General features: G+C 71.7%; 12 protein-coding genes. 1 reads left to right on the top strand and 11 read right to left on the bottom strand.

Features of this window, described 5'->3' with window-relative positions:
- Nucleotides 1-129 precede the first annotated feature (129 nt).
- The gene (gene arfA / locus B5Y66_RS06815) at nt 130-1719 is read left to right on the top strand and encodes an arabinosylfuranosidase ArfA (RefSeq protein WP_079572745.1); all 1590 of its coding nucleotides are present in this window, start codon (nt 130-132) and stop codon (nt 1717-1719) included.
- 113 nt (nt 1720-1832) lie between these two features.
- Here arfA and B5Y66_RS06810 read toward each other — a convergent pair whose 3' ends face one another.
- From B5Y66_RS06810 to B5Y66_RS06760, 11 genes are all read right to left on the bottom strand, one after another.
- Nucleotides 1833-3359, bottom strand: coding sequence for a helix-turn-helix domain-containing protein (locus B5Y66_RS06810; RefSeq protein WP_079572743.1), 1527 nt, complete (start codon nt 3357-3359; stop codon nt 1833-1835).
- A gap of 86 nt (nt 3360-3445) precedes the next feature.
- Nucleotides 3446-4393: a carbohydrate ABC transporter permease gene (locus B5Y66_RS06805; RefSeq protein WP_079572741.1), complete on the bottom strand. Its 948-nt coding sequence runs from the start codon at nt 4391-4393 to the stop codon at nt 3446-3448.
- On the bottom strand, nt 4393-5361 hold the full coding sequence (locus B5Y66_RS06800) for a carbohydrate ABC transporter permease (protein ID WP_079572739.1): 969 nt from the start codon (nt 5359-5361) through the stop codon (nt 4393-4395). The genes B5Y66_RS06805 and B5Y66_RS06800 overlap by 1 nt, the downstream gene beginning before the upstream one ends.
- On the bottom strand, nt 5361-6755 hold the full coding sequence (locus B5Y66_RS06795; protein ID WP_079572737.1) for an ABC transporter substrate-binding protein: 1395 nt from the start codon (nt 6753-6755) through the stop codon (nt 5361-5363). The genes B5Y66_RS06800 and B5Y66_RS06795 overlap by 1 nt, the downstream gene beginning before the upstream one ends.
- A 45-nt stretch (nt 6756-6800) precedes the next feature.
- Nucleotides 6801-8468 carry a glycoside hydrolase family 13 protein gene (locus B5Y66_RS06790; protein ID WP_176168798.1) on the bottom strand — a complete coding sequence of 556 codons (1668 nt, stop codon included), beginning with the start codon at nt 8466-8468 and terminating at the stop codon, nt 6801-6803.
- A gap of 183 nt (nt 8469-8651) precedes the next feature.
- The gene (locus tag B5Y66_RS06785) at nt 8652-9668 is read right to left on the bottom strand and encodes a LacI family DNA-binding transcriptional regulator (protein ID WP_079572733.1); all 1017 of its coding nucleotides are present in this window, start codon (nt 9666-9668) and stop codon (nt 8652-8654) included.
- A 165-nt stretch (nt 9669-9833) separates the two neighbouring features.
- On the bottom strand, nt 9834-13730 hold the full coding sequence (locus B5Y66_RS06780; RefSeq protein ID WP_079572731.1) for an alpha-L-arabinofuranosidase C-terminal domain-containing protein: 3897 nt from the start codon (nt 13728-13730) through the stop codon (nt 9834-9836).
- Nucleotides 13731-13865: 135 nt separating this feature from the next.
- Complete coding sequence (yjfF, locus tag B5Y66_RS06775; protein WP_079572729.1) at nt 13866-14888, bottom strand: galactofuranose ABC transporter, permease protein YjfF; 1023 nt, start codon at nt 14886-14888, stop codon at nt 13866-13868.
- Nucleotides 14888-16012, bottom strand: coding sequence for an ABC transporter permease (locus tag B5Y66_RS06770; protein ID WP_079572727.1), 1125 nt, complete (start codon nt 16010-16012; stop codon nt 14888-14890). Before B5Y66_RS06770 ends, yjfF begins: the two co-directional genes overlap by 1 nt.
- Nucleotides 16012-17583 (bottom strand): sugar ABC transporter ATP-binding protein, encoded by a 1572-nt coding sequence (locus B5Y66_RS06765; protein ID WP_079572725.1) that lies wholly within the window; start codon nt 17581-17583, stop codon nt 16012-16014. Before B5Y66_RS06765 ends, B5Y66_RS06770 begins: the two co-directional genes overlap by 1 nt.
- A gap of 98 nt (nt 17584-17681) precedes the next feature.
- Nucleotides 17682-18689, bottom strand: coding sequence for an ABC transporter substrate-binding protein (locus B5Y66_RS06760; RefSeq protein ID WP_079572723.1), 1008 nt, complete (start codon nt 18687-18689; stop codon nt 17682-17684).
- Between the last annotated feature and the right edge of the window lie 170 nt (nt 18690-18859).

Below are 18859 nucleotides of genomic sequence, written 5' to 3'. Positions count from 1 at the left end.
TCCTCCTCGAGTCGTCCGGCCCAGACCTTCCTGCGCCGATTGGTGCCGCGTGCGGCGACCGTGATTGACTCTACATCGTTGTACACGGTGGCTTCACCATCGCCCACTTCAACGAGGAACGTGAGACCCATGACGGCTCCCCAGACCGATGTCCGCCCCGACTCCACCGCTCCCGACGCCACCGACGGCGCCACCGGAGCCCGCGTCACCCTGCACCCCGACTTCCGGCGCGGCGCCGTCGACCGGCGCCTGTTCGGCTCGTTCGTCGAGCACCTCGGCCGCGCCGTCTACACCGGCATCTTCGAGCCGGGCCACCCCGCCGCCGACGAGCACGGCTTCCGCCGGGACGTCGCCGACCTGGTCCAAGAGCTCGGCGCGGGGATGGTGCGCTACCCCGGCGGCAACTTCGTCTCCAACTACGTGTGGGAGGACGCCGTCGGCCCGGTCGAGCAGCGCAAGCCGTTCCTCGACCTCGCGTGGCGCACCGTCGAGCCGAACCTCGTCGGCACCGACGAGTTCCTGCAGTGGGCCGAGCGCGAGGGCGTCGAGCCGATGATGGCGGTGAACCTCGGCACGCGCGGCGTCGCGGCCGCCGCCGCCCTGGTCGAGTACTGCAACGGCGAGGCGGGCACCCGCTGGGCCGACCTGCGCATCGCCAACGGGCGCGAGAAGCCCTACGGCGTCACGCTCTGGTGCCTCGGCAACGAGATGGACGGCCCGTGGCAGATCGGGCAGAAGGACGCCCACGAGTACGGCAAGCTCGCCGCCGAGGCCGGCAAGGCCATGAAGCTCGTCGACCCGTCGATCTCGCTGATCGTCTGCGGCTCGTCGTCCATGCAGATGCCCACGTTCGGCGAGTGGGAGCGCACCGTCCTGTCGTACACGTACGACCTGGTCGACCACATCTCGATGCACGCCTACTACGAGGAGGTCGGCGGCGACCGCGCGTCCTTCCTCGCGTCGGGCACCGCCATGGACCGGTTCATCGACCGGGTCGTGGCCTCCGCCGACGCCGTGGGCGCCGAGCGGCGCAGCGACAAGGCGATCACCATCAGCTTCGACGAGTGGAACGTCTGGTACAACACGACCCGCTTCGGCGGGGAGGAGAACCTGCCGATCCAGCGCGACGCCCCGCGCATCATCGAGGACGTCTACTCCGGCCTCGACGCCGTCGTGGTGGGCGACCTCATGGTCACCCTGCTCAACCACGCCGACCGCGTGCCCGTGGCGTGCCTCGCGCAGCTCGTCAACGTCATCGCGCCGATCATGACCTCCCCGGGCGGCGAGGCGTGGCGCCAGCCCACCTTCCACCCGTTCGCGACGACGTCGCGCCTGGCCCGCGGCACTGCGCTCGACGTGCGCGTGGACGCGCCGACCTACGACACCGCGCAGCACGGTGCGGCCCCGGTCGTGACGGCCGCCGCGACGGTGGACGACGACGGCTCGCTCGGCCTGTTCCTCACCAACCGGTCCGACCGGGTGGTCGAGGTGGAGCTGGCGCACGTCGGCGCCGCGCTCGGCCTCACCGAGGGATGGCAGATGGTCGCGGACCACGAGCCCGCCGTCGAGGGCCCCGAGCACGCCGCCAAGGTCGCCGAGGCCTGCTGGTCCGTCGTCGACGTCGCGGCCGCCGCGTCGCCGGTCGAGGGCGGCACCACCCGCGTGCGCCTCGCGCCGGAATCGTGGACCGCCTTCGCCGGGACGTTCGCGCGCGCCTGAGGCTCCTCCCGGCGTCGAACATGCAGCTGCGCTCGTTCTCAGTGCTGAGAACGAGCGCAGCTGCATGTTCGACGCCGCGTCCGGTGGCCGACGCGTGCTCGGTCCGCGTCGTCTCAGGCCGGGGCGTACCTGCGCATGACGCGGCCCACCGTTGCCCGTGACACGTCGACACGGTCGGCGATCTCACGCTGGCTCAGCCCGTCGGCGGCGAGGTCGATGATGCGCTGGTCCCGGTCGGACTCCGGCCGGTCCTCGGTCGACGTGTCGGGGAGCCACTCCGGGGTTGCGTCCTCCGCGACCACGACGTCGGTCTCGGCAAGCGTCGTCGTGGCGTCGGGAGACGAGTCACCGTGAGCGGTGAGGAACGCGGACCGCTGGGCGATGGCGCCGCCCAGCGCCGGGTCGGACTCCCGGAGCAGGTCGAACACCTCGACCCGCCGGGTGTGGCCCGTCTCCGGGAGCGGCTCGCGCGTGCCGGGCAGCCCGGCCGCCGCGTCACGGTCCACCGCGACGGCCTCGTCGTGGTCCTGCTCGACGACCTCCTCCGTGGCGGGGCGCTCGTCGGGACGCACCACGGGAGTCCCGCCGGTCAGCGCCGACCGGAACTCGTCGGCGAACCCGTCGTCCGCGTCGTCGTCGGCCCAGCCGCCCTCCGGGATCGACGGCGCGTCGGCCGGCGACGCCGTCGCGGACGGCTCCGGGTCCGTCAGAGCCGCCGCGTCCGTGAGCGTGACGCTCTCCCCCGCGACGTCGACGTCGTCCGGGGCCGTCGTCGTGACCACCGGCACACGGTCCTCGGCGGTCGCCACCGCGGCCGCCGCCGAGGGCGCGCCGTCGGAGGCGCGCTCGCTCGAGAACGCCGCCGCGAGCGCCGGGACGGCGCGCGCCGGCGCGATCGCCGTACCGCGGACGACGCCCCGCTCGACCGAGGTGGCACCGATGAGGTCGAGGCGGTTGCCGTGCCGCTCGGCGGCCTCGAGGCGCTCCACCCAGACCTGCATCCGCCGCTCGAAGTCCTCGACGGTCAGCAGCTTCAGGGCGGCGTCCCGTGCGGCCCGCTGGCGGCTGTGCGCCGCGCGCACCTTGCGCATGCCGCGGTGCGTACCGGCGCCGTCCAGGCGCGCGTCGCGCCACAGCTCGAGAGCCGTGACGTACTGGTGCACGCGATGCTCACGCCGTCGCTCGTCGAGCGTGTGCCCCGTGACGAGGTGCCGCTCGCCCACGAGAGCGAGGTGCCACATCAGGGCGGCGACCAGCGGCGGCACGAACCGGAACGCCACCATGTACGGCGTGCTCGCGTCCGGCACCGCGATCTCGTGCAGCGCCGCGAACATGCCGGACGTGCCCGACAGGATCCAGGTCAGCGTCAGGAGCACGCCGTACGGTCGGCCCTCGAGGGCGGCGTTGCGCGCCATGAGCGCGACGGCGACGAGGCTGACCTCGAGGAAGCCCGCGAGGGCGTATGCCTCCGCGGGCGACATGCCCGCGACCTCCAGGCCGAACAGCACCATGCCGCTGTACGCCAGGGCGGTCGCGATGGTGGCGGCGACGACGACCGCGACCATCGGCAGGTGCCGACCGCGGTAGCGCACGGCGGGCCGGCCGCCGCGCGAGGCGGCGGTCGTGTCGGACTGGGTCACATTTCCTCCGGAGTGTGGTGATCAGCCCATATCGCAGCATCAGGACGAAGCGGGAGTCAATCGCCGACCTGGTACGACCGGCGAATTCAGCCCTTGACCGCTCCCCCGAGCCCCGCGCCCTGCAGGAACGTGCGCTGGAAGATCAGGAAGATGACGATCGGGATGGCGGTGGAGATCGCGAGCGCCGCGAGGAACACATCGAGCTCCACGTACGACTCCAACGCGGGCAGCCGCACCGACAGGGGCTGCTTGTCGACGTCGCGCAGCACCAGCAGCGGCCAGAGGAAGTCCTTCCAGGCGGAGATGAAGGCGAACACCGACACCACGCCCAGGATCGGCTTGGACATCGGGACGACGATCGACCACCCGACCCGGAACGGACCCGCACCGTCGACCCGGGCCGCCTCGAAGATCTCCCGGGGCAGGTTGTCGAAGAACCGCTTGACGAGCAGCACGTTGAACGCGCTCGCGCCGGCGGGCAGCCACACCGCCCAGAAGCTGTTGATGAGCGACACGTGTGCGAACGGCACGTCGAGCACGGTCAGGTAGAGCGGGACGAGCAGCACCACGGCGGGCACGAAGAGCGTGCTCAGCACCAGGGCGGTGAGCACCTTGCCGTAGGCGGGCCGCAGCACGGACAGCACGTAGCCGCCGCTCACGGCGACCACCAGCTGCACCGCCCACGACCCGAGGGCCAGCCACATGGTGTTGCCGAAGTAGTGGTCGATCTCGAACCGGGTCCAGGCCTCCGACAGGTTCGCCCAGTCGACGCCGTGCGGGAAGAGCGCCAGCGGGGTGCGCAGCGTGTCCTGGGTGGGCGTCACCGCGGCCTTCGCGAGCCACAGGATCGGCCCGAGGCCGACGACGACGAGCGAGACCAGGAGCAGCACGTGCGACGCGCGCAGCGGCCAGCGCACGCCGCGCCGGCGGCGGTCCGCGACGGAGACGATGCCGCGGTCCGGGTCGGCCGGTACGGGCGTCCGGCCCCGTCGGGCGGCCGGCGGGCGGGGTGCGGGAGTGGTGACGGCGGTCATCAGCTGCTCCACCTCGAGGTCAGCTTGAAGTACACGGCGGACAGGACGGCGAGCACGACGGCGAGCATCAGGCTCAGCGCCGTCGCGGCGCCGTAGTCGCCGCGCCCCCCGAAGGCATAGTGGTAGATCATCAGCAGGATCGTCGTGGTCGAGTTCGCGGGCCCGCCCCCGGTGAACAGGTACGGCTCGGTGAAGACCTGGGCGGTGCCGATGATCTGCAGGATGAACGTCACGAACAGCACGCCGCGCAGCTGCGGCAGGGTGACGTGCCAGACCTTGCGCCAGACCCCGGCGCCGTCCACCTCGGCGGCGTCGTACAGCTCGGGCGGGACTCCGGTGAGCGCCGCGAGGTAGATGATCACCGTGCCGCCGGCGGCCGCCCACGTGGCCTCGAGGACCAGCGACGGCATGGCCCACGCCTGGTCCTGCAGCCACGGGAACGGGCCGAGGCCGAACCAGCCGGCGATCGTGTTGAACACGCCGGTGTCGGACGCGTCGTAGAAGGTCTTCCACAGCAGCACCGCGACCACCGGCGGCACGACGACGGGCAGGTACGCCAGCGCGGCGTACAGCCCGCGCATCCGCTTCACCTCGCTCATCAGCACGGCGGCGACCAACGGCACGGGGTAGCCGAAGACGAGCGCCAGCAGCGCGAAGTACAGCGTGTTCGTCGCCGCCTGGGGCAGCAGCGGGTCGGCCAGCACGTACTGGAAGTTCTCCAGGCCGACCCACTCGGCCGGCGTGACGAGATTGGTGGACTGGAAGCTCATCACGACCGCGCGGACGATCGGGAACCACGAGAACAGCCCGAAGACGACGAGCAGCGGCAGGGCGAGGACGAGCGTGCTCAGCCCGCCGCCGCGCACCCACGTGAGCGGGGTGCGACGGCGGGGCGCACGGCCGGGGCCGCGCTGCGGGGTCTCGGCCCGCAGCACGGCCTCCGGCGTCCGGACGGTGGTCAACGCCATCAGCCGCGGTCGATCAGCGTCTGCACGCCCGCCTGGGCGTCGGCCAGCAGGGCGTCGACGTCGGCCCCCTCGTCGGTCAGGACGGCCTGCACCACCGGGTCGAGCGCGGCGTACAGGTCCTGCGTGGCGACCGGGGGCTCGGCCTCGAGCGGCTGGTCGACCACGCGGTCGCTGTAGGGCGCGAACTGGTCCAACGGCACGTTGGTGAGGTCCGCGATCCACTCCCGGCGCGCGTCCTCGGTCCCCTGGTCGAAGACCGGCAGGATCGGGACGCCGACAGGCTGCCCCTGGTCGGCGGTGGCCTGCGCGTCCGCGACGGCGGCGTCCTCGTCGGTCAGCTTCGACATGTAGTAGAAGTCGATCCACCTCACCGCTGCCGCCTGCTCGGCGTCCGTGGCCTTGGCGTTCACCGCGGCGAGGGTGCCACCGCCGAGCACCGCGCCGTCCTCGCCCTCGAGCGGGAGCGCGGTGACGCCGTAGTCGTCGGGGTTCATCGCGTTCTGGGTGGCGAGGTTGCCGTAGTCGCCGCCGCCAGAGACGAACATGCCGATCTTGCCGGCACCGAAGTCGGCGTGGCTGGTGGCCCAGTCGTAGAGGAACTCGTCGCCCATGGAGTCGTCCTCCCAGCGCAGGTCGTGCAGGTACTGCAGCGCCTCGCGGTACTCCGGGGTGTCGATCGTGGCGGTGGTCGTGTCGCCGTCGACGGTCTGGGCGCGCCCGCCCATCGCGTAGACGAGGGTGGTGAGGATCCAGCCGCCGGTGTTGGACTTCGTCATCTCCGCGAACCCTGTGGCGTCGGTCTTCTCGCTGATCGTCCTCGCCGCCGCCCGGACCTCGTCCCAGGTGGTCGGCGGGTCGTCCGGGTCGAGCCCCGCCTCGGTGAAGATGCCGCGGTTGTAGTGGACGGCCTGGCCGTAGGCCGCGATCGGGATCGCCTGCTGCCCGCCGTCGGGGCCCTGCCCGGCGGCCGCGATGTTCGGGTTGAAGGCCTCCGCGTAGGGCAGCTCGTCGACCAGCGCGGAGATGTCGGCGACCTGCTGCCGCTCGATCAGCCCGCGGCCGTCCGTGAACGGCACGGTGAACACGTCGGGCAGGGTGCCGCCCGCCAGGTCGGCGGCGAACGTCGTGCCCACCCAGGTGTACTCCTGGCGCTCGACCGTGATGTTCGGGTTCTCCTCCTCGAACTCCGCGATCCGCGTGTCGAACGCGTCGATCGCGCCCTGCTCGAGACCTTCGTCGATCGCGACCTGGATGGTCACGGGTTCGTCGGCGGCGGCCGAGGCCTCGGCGGGGGTCAGGCCGCCGTCGTCGTCGGAAGAGCTGCAGGCCGTGAGCGCGCTCACGGTCATCGCGCCCACGAGCACGAGGGCGGTCTTGCGGCGTGATGACTTCATCGTCACTCCTTGGTCGGTGCGGTCGGTGCGGTCGGTGCTTGTCGGTCAGGGACGGCGTCGGGCGACGCGGTACCAGACGGCGACGTCGGGAGGAACGACGCCGTCGGTCGACGCCGTGGGCGGCGCGCTGGTCAGCAGGGTCGCGGCGTCCTCGGGAAGCACGACCGGGGAGTCGCCGAGATTGACGACGCACCCGACGACGTCGCCGCCGGCGGCGCGCTCGAACGCCAGGACGTCGCCCGAGGCGTCGGGCAGGTCCACCCACGCGAACCGGCTGGAGTGCAGGGCCGGCTCCGCGCGCCGTAGCGCGAGCATCCGGCGGTACAGGGAGAGCATCGAGCCCGGGTCGGCGGCCTGCGCCTCGACCGAGAGAGCGCCCCAGCCGGCCGGCTGCGGCAGCCACGGCGCGGCGCCGTCGTCGGGACCGAAGCCGCACGAGACTCCCTCGCGCGTCCACGGCAGCGGCACGCGGCAGCCGTCCCGGCCGGGGTCGACGCCGCCGGAGCGGAAGTGCATCGGGTCCTCGATCGCGGCCACCGGCAGCTCGACCTCGGGCAGCCCGAGCTCGTCGCCCTGGTAGACGTAGAGCGAGCCGGGCAGCGCGCCGGTGAGCAGGGCGGCGGCCCGCGCTCGGCGGGTGCCGAGCTCGACGTCGGTGGGGGTGCCGAACTGCTTGCGGGCGAAGTCGAACGCGCTGTCCTCCCGTCCGTACCGGGTGGTGGGCCGGGTGATGTCGTGGTTGGAGAGCACCCACGTCGCGGGCGCGCCGACCGGCGCGTGCGCCTCGAGGGTGGTGCGGATCGCCTCCCGCAGCTCCTTGGCGTCCCACGACCGCGTCATGAAGTCGAAGTTGAACGCCGTGTGCATCTCGTCGGGACGCAGGTAGCGCGCGAACCGCGCCGGGTCGGGCAGCCAGATCTCCCCGACCAGCACGCGGGCGTCGGCGTACCCGTCGGCCACGGCCCGCCACGACCGGTACACGTCGTGGAGCTCGTCGCGGTCGAGGTGCGGGTGCTCCCCCGCACCCCAGGTGTCCGGCACCTCCGGCAGCGCGGGGTCCTTCACGGGCAGGGCCGCAGAGTCGATGCGGATGCCCGCGGCGCCGCGGTCGAACCAGAAGCGCAGCACGTCCTCGTGCTCGCGCCGGACGTCGGGGTGGTTCCAGTTGAGGTCCGGCTGCTCCGGGGTGAACAGGTGCAGGTACCACTCGCCGGGCGTGCCGTCCGGGTTCGTCGTCCGGGTCCAGGTGTCGCCCTGAAAGCTCGACACCCACCGGGTCGGCATCTCGTCGCCGCCCGGACCCTTGCCGTCGGCGAACCAGAACCGCTCGCGCTCGGGCGAGCCCGGGCCGGCGGCGAGCGCCGCGCGGAACCACGGGTGCTCGGCAGAGACGTGGTTGGGCACGACGTCGACGATCGTGCGGATCCCCAGCTCGCGGGCTTCGGTGATGAGGGCCTCCGCCTCGGCGAGCGTGCCGAACTGCGGGTCGATCGCGCGGTAGTCGGCGACGTCGTACCCGCCGTCCGCGAGCGGCGACACGTACCAGGGGGTGAACCAGAGCGCGTCCACCCCGAGGTCGCGCAGGTACCCGAGGCGACGGCGCACGCCGGCCAGGTCGCCCGTGCCGTCACCGTTCCCGTCGGCGAAGGAGCGCGGGTAGACCTGATAGATCACTGCGCTGCGCCACCACTCGGCGTCCTGCTCGTTGCTCACCGATGAGCCCCTTCCACGTCGTCGTCGATGGGCAGGACAGTAATGATGCGACGTAGACAACGCAAGAAATTGACACCAGCGTTACCAAACCGCGACATAGAGTGCGAACAAAGGCGCACGCGTGAAGGGCCGGGCGGGCGACACAGGGTCGTCCGCCCGGCTGTCCGGTCGGGGCGCGGTGCGTCAGCCCGCGGGGCGCGGGGCCGCAGCCGTCGAGCGCCGCACGACGAGCTCCGGCTCGAAGAGCAGCTCGTCGTGCGAGACGGTGGCGCCGGCGATCATGCTCGCGAGGATGTCGACCGCGGCCCGGCCCATCGCGTCGATCGGCTGCCGGACCGTGGTGAGCGCCGGGTCGGTGGAGTTCATCAGCGCGGAGTCGTCATAGCCGACCACCGACACGTCGCGCGGCACCTCCAGCCCGGCGCGCCGCACCGCACGCACCGCGCCGAGGGCAAGGGGGTCGGAGGCGCACAGGATCGCCGTCGCGCCGGCGTCGAGGAGACGGCCCGTCGCGGCCTGGCCGCTCTCCAGCGAGTACTGGCTGTGCACCACCAGCTCGTCGGGCAGGTCGACGCCGTGCCGCTGCGCGAACCGGCGCGCGGCCGCGAGCTTGCGCTCGGACGGCACGTGGTCGCGCGGGCCCAGCAACAGGCCGATCCGCGTGTGCCCCATGGACACGAGGTGCTCCAGGGCCTGGTGGGTCGCGATCAGGTCGTCGCAGGAGACGTGCGGGAAGTCGAGGCTCTCGATCGACGCGTTGATGAGCACCACGGGCAGGCTCAGCGCCTGCAGCCGCTCGTAGTGCGCATGGTCGGCCTCGCGCTCGGCGTAGAAGCCGCCCGCGAAGATGACGCCCGAGACCTGCTGGCCCAGCAGCAGGTCGATGTACTCGGCCTCCGAGATGCCGCCCGCCGTGCGCGTGCACAGCACGGGCGTGAAGCCCTGCTGCGCGAGCGCGCCCCCGACCACCTCCGCGAACGCGGGGAAGATCGGGTTCGCCAGCTCCGGCAGCACGAGCCCGACCAGCCGCGGCCGGTCGCCGCGCAGCTTGGTGGGGCGCTCGTACCCGAGCACATCCAGCGCCGTGAGCACGGCGTCCCGGGTCGACTGCGACACCCCGGGCTTCCCGTTGAGCACACGGCTGACGGTCGCCTCGCTGACCCCCACCTTCGCGGCCACGTCGGCCAGTCGTCTCGACATGCCGTCGACTGTACACGCGATCATGCAAGCGGCTTGCGCTTCTTGCAGCGCTTGCGTGTCGTCCTCGTCGCGCGACGGGCGGACAGCGGCGAGCGTCTCCGGTGGTCAGGAGTCATGGGTCGATTCCTGGCCATCAGAGACGCTCGCCGGTTCGCCTCTCGCGCGCTATCGCCTCGCTGCCCGGACCGTGAGCCCCGTCGTCACTTCGCTCGGCGCGTAGCGCGCGTCTCCGCCGTAGCGGACGACGACGTCGTGCCGACCCCGGTCGACGCCACGCGTCGGCACGGTCACGGTGGCGCGACCCCGCTCCAGTTCGGCCGTGACGGTCCGCCCGCCGAGGGCGACCGTCACCTCGCCGGTAGCCCGCCGCGCGGACCCGCGGCCCTGGGCCGCAGCGACCGTCACGTCGACGCGCGCGTCGGTCCCGGCCGCGACCGACGCGGGCCTCACCTGCGCCCGCACCGCGCTGGCCGTGCCCCCGGTCTCCCCCGAACCGTCCGGGGCGAGCCGCAGGAACGTGATCGAGTGCGCCGGGAAGTCGTAGGTGAACGAGCTCCCCGCACCCTCGAACGTCCGGTCGACCGGCACGACGCGCTCGGGCCGCGTCTTCGTGTTGGTCGCCGACGGGTCGGCCGTCATCTCCGTGACCCGCGCTGTCGCGGCCGGCTCGAACCCGCCCGCCACCTCGACGTCGGTGCGCGCCACGGCGTCGCCGACGTTGACCACCTTGGCGACCAGCTCGCCGGTCTCCTCGTCGTGGGTCACGACCTGGAACAGCGACTTGGTCACCGGCTCGGTGTGCGTCAGCTGCAGCTCGCCGTCGAGGTAGAGCTGGATCGTGCGGCCCTCCACGACGATCTTGATCCGGTAGTCACGACCGTTCTCCAGCGGCGTGAAGGACTCCGCCGCGGCGACCTCGCCCTGGCGCGCGCCGTCCGCGCGCTCCAGCACCGACCGGGTGTTGCCCCAGCCGCCCAGGTTCCACCAGTAGAAGTCGTCGCTCGCGCTCGCGCCGAACCCGATGAGGAACCCCTCGGCGCCGCCGGTCTTCCGGGCCGTGACCTCCATCGTGTAGTCGTGCCAGTCCTCGTCGTAGGCGCCGGTGACGACGCTGCGCGCGTCCTCGACGCCCGCGTCCGACTGCACGTACGCGCCGTCGGCCACGGACCAGTCACCCCGCTGGGCCTCCCACCGTGACGCGTCGTCGAACGTGTCCGAGAACAGGACGTCGCCGGTCGCGTCGTCGGTGACCCGCACGTCGTCGTACGCGGCCTGCGTCAGCCACGTCGACAGGAACACGCCGCCGTCGACGTCCGGCGGGACGACGTCGGGCCCGTCGCCGAGCTCGGACGGCACGACCTCGTCGCCGGTGTTCGTCATGAACAGCTGCTGGGTGTAGTAGTTCACCGAGCCCCACGACTCGTCGTTGTCGAACCACATCATGTCCGGCGACCACTGCACGTAGTCCTCGTTGGCGAACATCGGCGCGTACGAGGCCAGCTCCACGACGTCGGAGTTGCGCTCCAGGCCCGTCATGTACGCCGCCTCCGCGAGCGCGTTGCCGAAGGTGTTGCCCTTCGACGCGTACTCGCCGAGGAAGACGTGCGGGCCCGACCGGTCGTACGAGTCGTACCGCTCGGAGTTCTGCAGGAACCACGACGGGTCGTTGTAGTAGTGCTCGTCGACCATCGCGACGCCCTGCTCGCGGTTGAAGTCCCACAGCTCGTCGAAGCGGGTGCCGGCGTCGTCGGGCCCGGAGTTGGAGATCACCGTGACGTCGGGGAACTCCGCCTCGATGGCGTCGCGGAAGGCCGGGAAGTTCTCCTGGAACTTCGGCGTGTTCTCCTCGTTGCCCAGGCCGATGTACGGCAGGTCGAACGGCTCGGGGTGCCCGAGCTCGGCACGCTTCGCGCCCCACTCGGTGTCCGTGCCGCCGGTGGCGAACTCGATGAGGTCGAGGGTGTCCTGGATCCAGCGCGGGCGCTGGTCGTCGGTCATCTCCGGGATGCGCGACCCGCAGCCGTTGGCACCCACGGACACCACGGGCAGCGCGAAGGCGCCGAGGTCCTCGGCGAACTCCAGGTACTCGAGGTAGCCGATGCCGTAGGACTGGTTGTAGCCCCAGAAGTTCCAGTTGGTCGGGCGCTCCTCGACCGGGCCGACGGTCTCCTTCCACTGGTACGTCCGCTGCCGGTCCTGGCCGTCGGAGTCGAGGTAGGAGTCGAAGGTGCCGACGTTGGTGACGCACCCGCCCGGGAACCGCAGGAAGCTCGGGTCGAGCTCCGCGACCTTCTCGGCGAGGTCCTTGCGCAGCGTGCTCTTGCCGTTGACCGGGCCCACCCACGTGTCCTGCGGGAACAGCGACACCATGTCCAGGCGCAGGGTGCTCGCGGCGCCCGAGGTCACGCGCAGGCGCGCGGCGTCCGTCGTCGCGGACGCTGTCACGGTCGCCGTGTACTGCGCCCACTCGTCGGAGGCGTCCACGGCGACGGTCGCGGTGCCGTACGCCGTCGCACCGTCGGGGGAGACGAGGGTCGCCGTGAGGTCCTGCGCGACGTCGCTGCGCGCCCAGACGGAGAAGTCGTACGACGCGCCATCCTCGAGCGCGACCCCCTCGTTGTACGAGGCGTTCGAGACGCCGGTGGTGCCGTCCGACGTCACCGTGAGGTAGTGCCGGTTGCTGTCGTTCAGCCACTCGCCGCGCTCGGACTCGACGGCGACCGCGCCGCCGCCGGTCTGCTCCCAGCCGGTCATGCCGGTGAACGCCGCGTTGTCCTCGCGTGCGAACTCGAACGACCGGTTGCGGACCAGCTCGGCGTACAGGCCGCCGTCGGCGGCGTAGTTGATGTCCTCGTAGAACACGCCGTAGAGGTCGTCGCTCATCTCCGTGCGCTCGGACGCCGTGTCGATGGTGAGCCGCTGCTCGACGACCTCCGGCTCTCCGGGCGGAAGGGCCTCGATCAGCCCCTGCTGCTCGGCCGTCGTGATCGGCAGCACCGTGCCGTGCCGCGGGTGGCTCGGCAGCGCGGCGTCGGGCACCGACGTCCAGTCGCCGCTCGCCAGGTCGTCGCTGCGGAACAGCATGTACCCCTGGCCGCCGTGGTAGGACGGCTGGTCGATCATCATGTACCAGGAGTCGTCGGTCAAAGACGGGAAGACCGTGGGGCCCTCCCCCGCGGTGAACTCGCCGCCCCACGGGTTGGGCTCGCCGACGCCCACGTGCTCGGCGATCAGGTCCCAGCCGTCGCCGTCGGTCACGCCCTGCGTGCGGGACAGGTCGTCGGACGACTCCTCGCGGACCGTCATGTCCGCCTCGTCCTTGGTGAACCGGTAATAGGTGCCGTCGTCCTCGGCGATCGTCGAGTCGATCATCCCGCGCCCGGCACCGCGCTTCTCGTCGATCCAGACCTGCGGCTCGGAGAAGCTGCCCGCGGAGAAGTCAGGCGTGGTGGCGGACAGCATCCGCTGGTACGACGTCGCGATGTCGCGGTCCTCGGGCGCGACGTCGGCCGGGTACAGGGCGGACGCCCAGTAGACGACGAACTGCCCGGCCTCGGCGTCCCAGGTCGCCTCTGGCGCCCAGAGGTTGCCGGCGTTCGGCGGCGCGACCTCGACCTCCTGCTGGTCGGACCAGTGGATCAGGTCGTCCGAGGACCACACCATCATCGACCGGCTGCCGGTCTCCTGGGCGTCGCCGAAGCTCCCGCCGCCCGCGATCTTCAGGTCGGTGGCGAGCAGGTAGTACGTGCCGGTCTCCGGGTTGCGGGTGAGGAACGGGTCGCGCAGGCCCTCGGTACCGAGGGTGGACTCGAGGACGGGCTCGCCGTCGTTGAGCGTCTGCCACGCAGTCGGGTCGTCGGCCTCGCTGACGGCCAGGTAGATCTTCTCCCCGCCGTCCTGCTCGCCGGCGAAGTACGGGAAGACATAGGCGCCGTACGCATCGTCGGCAACGGCGGACGGCGCGGGGGCCGCTCGCGGCGGGACGGCCGCGGCCGCCGTGGCGGGCAGCACGAGGGCGAGGCCCACCGCCAGGGGCGTGGACCATCGGGATGGGATGTGCATCGTTGTAGATCCTCCGTGTCGAGTACGTCGTCGTACAGGTGCGGGGGTGCGGGTGCGAGGTTGCGTGGGACGGCCGGGCCGACGGCGACCTGCCACGGGCCCGGCCGCCCGGACGGGCGCTCGGCCGAGGGACGGCTAGGAGCGCCGTAGCGCGAGCAGCCGCTGCAGGACCACGAAGACCAGCAGCAGCGCGCCGATGACGATCTTGGTCCACCACGAGCTGAGGGTGCCCTCGAAGGTGATGATCGTCTGGATGAGGCCGAGCACGAGGACGCCGAGCACCGACCCGAGCACGAACCCGGTGCCGCCGGTGAGCAGCGTGCCGCCGATGACGACGGCCGCGATCGCATCGAGCTCCATGCCCACGCCGGTCAGGGAGTAGCCCGACCGCGAGAACATCGCGAACAGCAGGCCGCCGAGGCCGGCGCACGTGCCGCTGATGACGTACACCAGCACCTTGGTGCGCGCGACGGGCAGGCCCATGAGCTTGGCCGACTGCTCCCCGCCGCCGATGGCGTACACCGTGCGCCCGAACTGCGTGTAGTGCAGCAGGTAGAACGCCACCGCCACCACGACCAGAGCGATCACGACGCTCGACGTGATCCGCCACTGCCCGCCCGCCCAGGTGTCCCAGGAGGCCAGGGCGACGAAGGTCTCGTCGTCGATCGGGATCGACTCCGGGGCGATGAGGAAGCACAGCCCGCGGGCGAAGAACATCGCCGCGAGCGTCGCGATGAACGGCTGCACCTCGAAGACGTGCACCATCGCGCCCACGAGGAGACCGATCAGCGAGCCGACCAGCACGACCAGCGGGATCACGACCCCGGCCGGGACGCCCGCCTGCAGCAGGTAGGCGGCGGTCACGCCGGACAGCGCCAGCACCGAGCCGACCGAGAGGTCGATACCGCCCGTGAGGATGACGAAGGTCATCCCGACCGCCAGCACGATGAGGAACGCGTTGTTGATGAACAGGTTCGCGAGCACGCCCACGGACAGGAAGTTGTCGTAGCGGGCGCCGCCCACCACGAGCAGCAGCACGAACACCACGAGGGTGCCGACAACCGGCAGGTACCGGCGGTCGACGCGCAGGCGCCGGCCGACGGAGGGCACGCGGTCCGGGGACGGCGCCCCGGGGCGCGAGGATGCGAGGGTCGTCATCAGGCCACCACCTTGTCCGTGGAGACGTCCGCGGGCTTGTCCGACGGCGGGACCGGCGCCGTCCTGCCGCGTCGTCGGGTGCGCTCGGCGAGCTTGCGCCGCATCGCGGGCGACTGGAGCAGCGTCACCGCGGCGACCACGAGCGCCTTGAACAGCGGCGTCACGAGCGGCGAGATCCCGACGTTCGTCACCGTGAGCGACAGCGTCGCGATGATGAGCACGCCGACGAACGTGCCGGAGAGCGAGAACTTGCCCCCGGCCAGCGACGTGCCGCCGATCACGACGGCGAGGATCGCGTCGAGCTCGATGAACAGGCCGGCGTTGTTCGCGTCGGCCGCCATGACGTTCGACGAGAGGATCAGGCCGGCGAGGCCGGAGAAGAGGCCCGACAGCGCGAAGACCGTCCACACGATGGTCCGCGCCCGCACGCCGGCGAGCCGGCTCGCGGCCGGGTTGATGCCCACCGACTCGACGAGCATCCCCAGCGCCGTGCGCCGCACCAGCAGCGCGACCAGCCCGAACACGCCGAACGCGACCAGGGTCGCGACGGGCAGCCCGAGCCAGTACCCGGCGCCGAGCGTCTTGAACGGGGCGCTCGTGACCGTGGTGATCTGGCCCTCGGTGATGAGCATCGCGACGCCGCGCCCCGCGGTCATGAGGATCAGCGTGGCGATGATCGGCTGGATCCCGAGCACGGACACGAGGAACCCGTTCCACACCCCGAGGACCAGGCCGAGCACGAGGGCCATGCCGATCGCCAGGAAGACGGTCGTCGTCGACGCCGGGTCCGGCGCGCCCGCGATGAACGTGAGCGCCACCGCGCCCGAGATCGCGACCACCGCGCCCACGGACAGGTCGATGCCGCGGGTGGCGATCACCAGCGACATGCCGAGCGCGACCAGCATGAGCGGGGCGCAGTTGCGCAGGATGTCGATCGGGGACCCGAAGAGGTGGTCGTCCAGGATCGAGACGGACAGGAAGCCCGGGCGGACGGCCGTGTTGACCGCGAGCAGCGCGACGAGCGCGACCACCGGCCAGAACAGCGGGTGGCGCACGACGGCGCCGAACCCTCCGGAGGCGTCGGCGGCCGCCGAGGCCGTCGACGGCGTGGGCGAGGTGGGCATCAGCGGTCCCCTCCGCTCGCGATGAGCTCGACGACGTCGTCGACGCCGACGGTGTCGGTGTTGGTCAGCTCGGCGACCTTCCGCCGGTCGCGCATGACGGCGATGCGGTGGCTGAGCCGCACCACCTCCTCGAGCTCGGCGGAGATGAAGAGCACCGCCATGCCGCGCCCGGCGAGGTCGGACACCAGGCGCTGGATCTCCGCCTTGGCCCCGACGTCGATGCCGCGCGTCGGCTCGTCGAGGATGAACAGCTCGGGCGCGGTCGCGAGCCAGCGGGCCAGGAGCACCTTCTGCTGGTTGCCGCCCGAGAGGTTGCGGAGCAGCGCGTCGGGGTTGGCGGGCCGGATGTTCAGCGCCTCGATGTACCGGTGCACGATCTCGTCGACCTGCCTGCCGGGCAGCGGACGCAGCCAGCCGCGCTCCGCCTGGAGGCCGAGCACGATGTTCTCGCGCACCGTCAGGTCGCCGACCACGCCCTCGCCCTTGCGGTCCTCGGAGGAGAACGCGATCTTGCGCTCGATCGCCGCGCGCGGGGTGCGCAGTCGCGTGAGGGTGCCCTTGACGGAGAGCGTGCCGGTGTCGGCGCGGTCCGCCCCGGCGAGCAGCCTGGCCACCTCCGTGCGGCCGGAGCCGAGCAGGCCGGCCAGACCCACGACCTCGCCCTCGTGGACGTCCAGGTCGAAGGCCTGCACGGAGCCGCGACGCCCGAGCCCGACGGCCTGGACGAAGGGCGCGCCCTGGGCCGTGTCGACGGTGTGCTCGGTGCGGACCTCCAGGTCCTCGAGCACCTCCATGGACCGGCCGATCATCCGCGAGACGAGCTCCGTGCGGCTGAGCTCGGCGGTGCGGTACTCCCCCACCCGGGCGCCGTTGCGCAGCACCGTCATGCGGTCCGACAGGTCGAAGACCTGCTCGATGAAGTGCGAGACGAACAGGATCGCCACGCCCTGGTCGCGCAGCCGCCGCACGACGTCGAAGAGCCGCGCGACCTCGTCGGCGTCGAGGCTCGACGTCGGCTCGTCGAGGATGAGCACCTTGGCGTCCACCACCATGGCGCGGCTGATCGCGACGAGCTGCTGCACGGCGATCGAGTGCGAGCCGAGCGACGAAGCGGGGTCGACGTCGAGCCCCATGGTCGCGAGGTGCTCTGCCGCCCGGCGGCGCGTGCGGGGCCAGTCGATGGCACCGAACCGCCGGGGCTCGTTGCCGAGCATGATGTTCTCCGCGACTGTGAGGTTCTCGCAGAGGTTGACCTCCTGGTACACGGTGGCGATCCCCGCGGCCTGCGCCTCGCCCGGGCCGGAGAACCGGTGCGGCTCGCCGTCGACGAGGATCTCGCCGGAGTCGATGCCGTAGACGCCCGTGAGCGCCTTGATCAGCGTGGACTTCCCCGCGCCGTTCTCGCCCATGAGGGCGTGCACCTCGCCGGGCAGGAGCCGGAGGTCCACGCCGTCGAGCGCCTTGACGCCGGGGAACTCGATGGAGATCCCGGTCATCTCGACGACGGGGCGCACGTCCTGGGGCCGGGCGTCGGGGGTGCTGCCGGCCGCGCCGGCGTCCGATGGCGTCATCCTTGACCTTCCGTGGAGCGCGGTGGGTGTGGCGCGGGCGTCCCGCACCGCACCCACCGCGGGTCTCGGTGGAGCGTACCGACGGTCAGTACCGACGGTCAGTACTGGCGGTCCGGCAGGGCCGCCTTCGCCGCCTCCTGGTCGAACGCCTCGTCCTGGGTGACGATGCGCTTCTCGACCTCTTCACCCGCGACGACCTTCTTCGCGATCTCCGCGAGGTCCGGGCCGAGCAGCGGGTTGCACTCGACGATGTAGTTGATCTTGCCGTCGGCGAGGGCCTGCATCCCGTCCTTGACGCCGTCGACGGTGATGATCTTGATGTCCTTGCCGGGCACCTTCCCGGCGGCCTCGATCGCCTCGATCGCGCCCAGGCCCATGTCGTCGTTGTGCGCGAAGACGAGGTCGATGTCGTCGTACTTCTGCAGGAAGCCCTCCATCACCTGCTTGCCCTCGGTGCGGGTGAAGTTGCCGGTCTGTGAGTCGATCATCTCGATGTCGCTGCCCGCGATCGCGTCGGCGAAGCCCTGCTGCCGGTCGATCATGGGCGCGGCGCCGGTGGTGCCCTGCAGCTCGACGGCCTTGTAGCCCTCGCCGTCGTACTGCTCCACGGCCCAGTCGCCGGCGCGCTTGCCCTCCTCGACGAAGTCGGAGCCGATGAAGGACTCGTAGAGGGTGTCGTCCTCGCTGTCGACGGCGCGGTCGGTGAGGATCACCGGGATCTCCGCGGCCTTGGCCTCCTCGAGCACCGCGTCCCAGCCGGTCTCGACGACCGGCGAGAAGGCGATGACGTCGACCTGCTGCTGGATGTACGACCGGATCGCCTGGATCTGGTTCTCCTGCTTCTGCTGCGCGTCGGAGAACTTGAGGTCGAAGCCGTTCTCCGTCGTCAGCGTGTCCTGGATGGACTTGGTGTTGGCCGCGCGCCAGCCGGACTCCGCCCCGACCTGCGAGAAGCCGAGGACGATCGTGTCCGAGGCCGCGGCGGACTCGCCGCCGCCGTCCCCGCCGCCCTGGGGCGCCTGCTCGCTGCTGCACGCGACCAGCGTGGCGGCCGTGAGGGTGGCGGCGAAGAGCGCCGCTCCGGCGCGCCGGAAGTTTGTGCTCATGATCTCCTCCTCGAGACGCCGGCCGACCGGTAGCCCGGTCCGTGGGTCTGCTCTGACCCTCCGGCAACGCTTGTTGTGACCGTTAACATAGCGGAGTTGTGACCGGTCACATAGAGCGGGTCCAGGATTGGACGTCACGGTTCCGTAACGCCGCCACCGGCACCCCGCGA

This window comes from Krasilnikoviella flava (genome assembly GCF_900167525.1).
Classification (GTDB): Bacteria; Actinomycetota; Actinomycetes; order Actinomycetales; family Cellulomonadaceae; genus Isoptericola; species Isoptericola flavus.
Note: the sequence above shows the minus strand (reverse complement) of the source record. Positions and strands in the feature narration are given on the sequence as shown.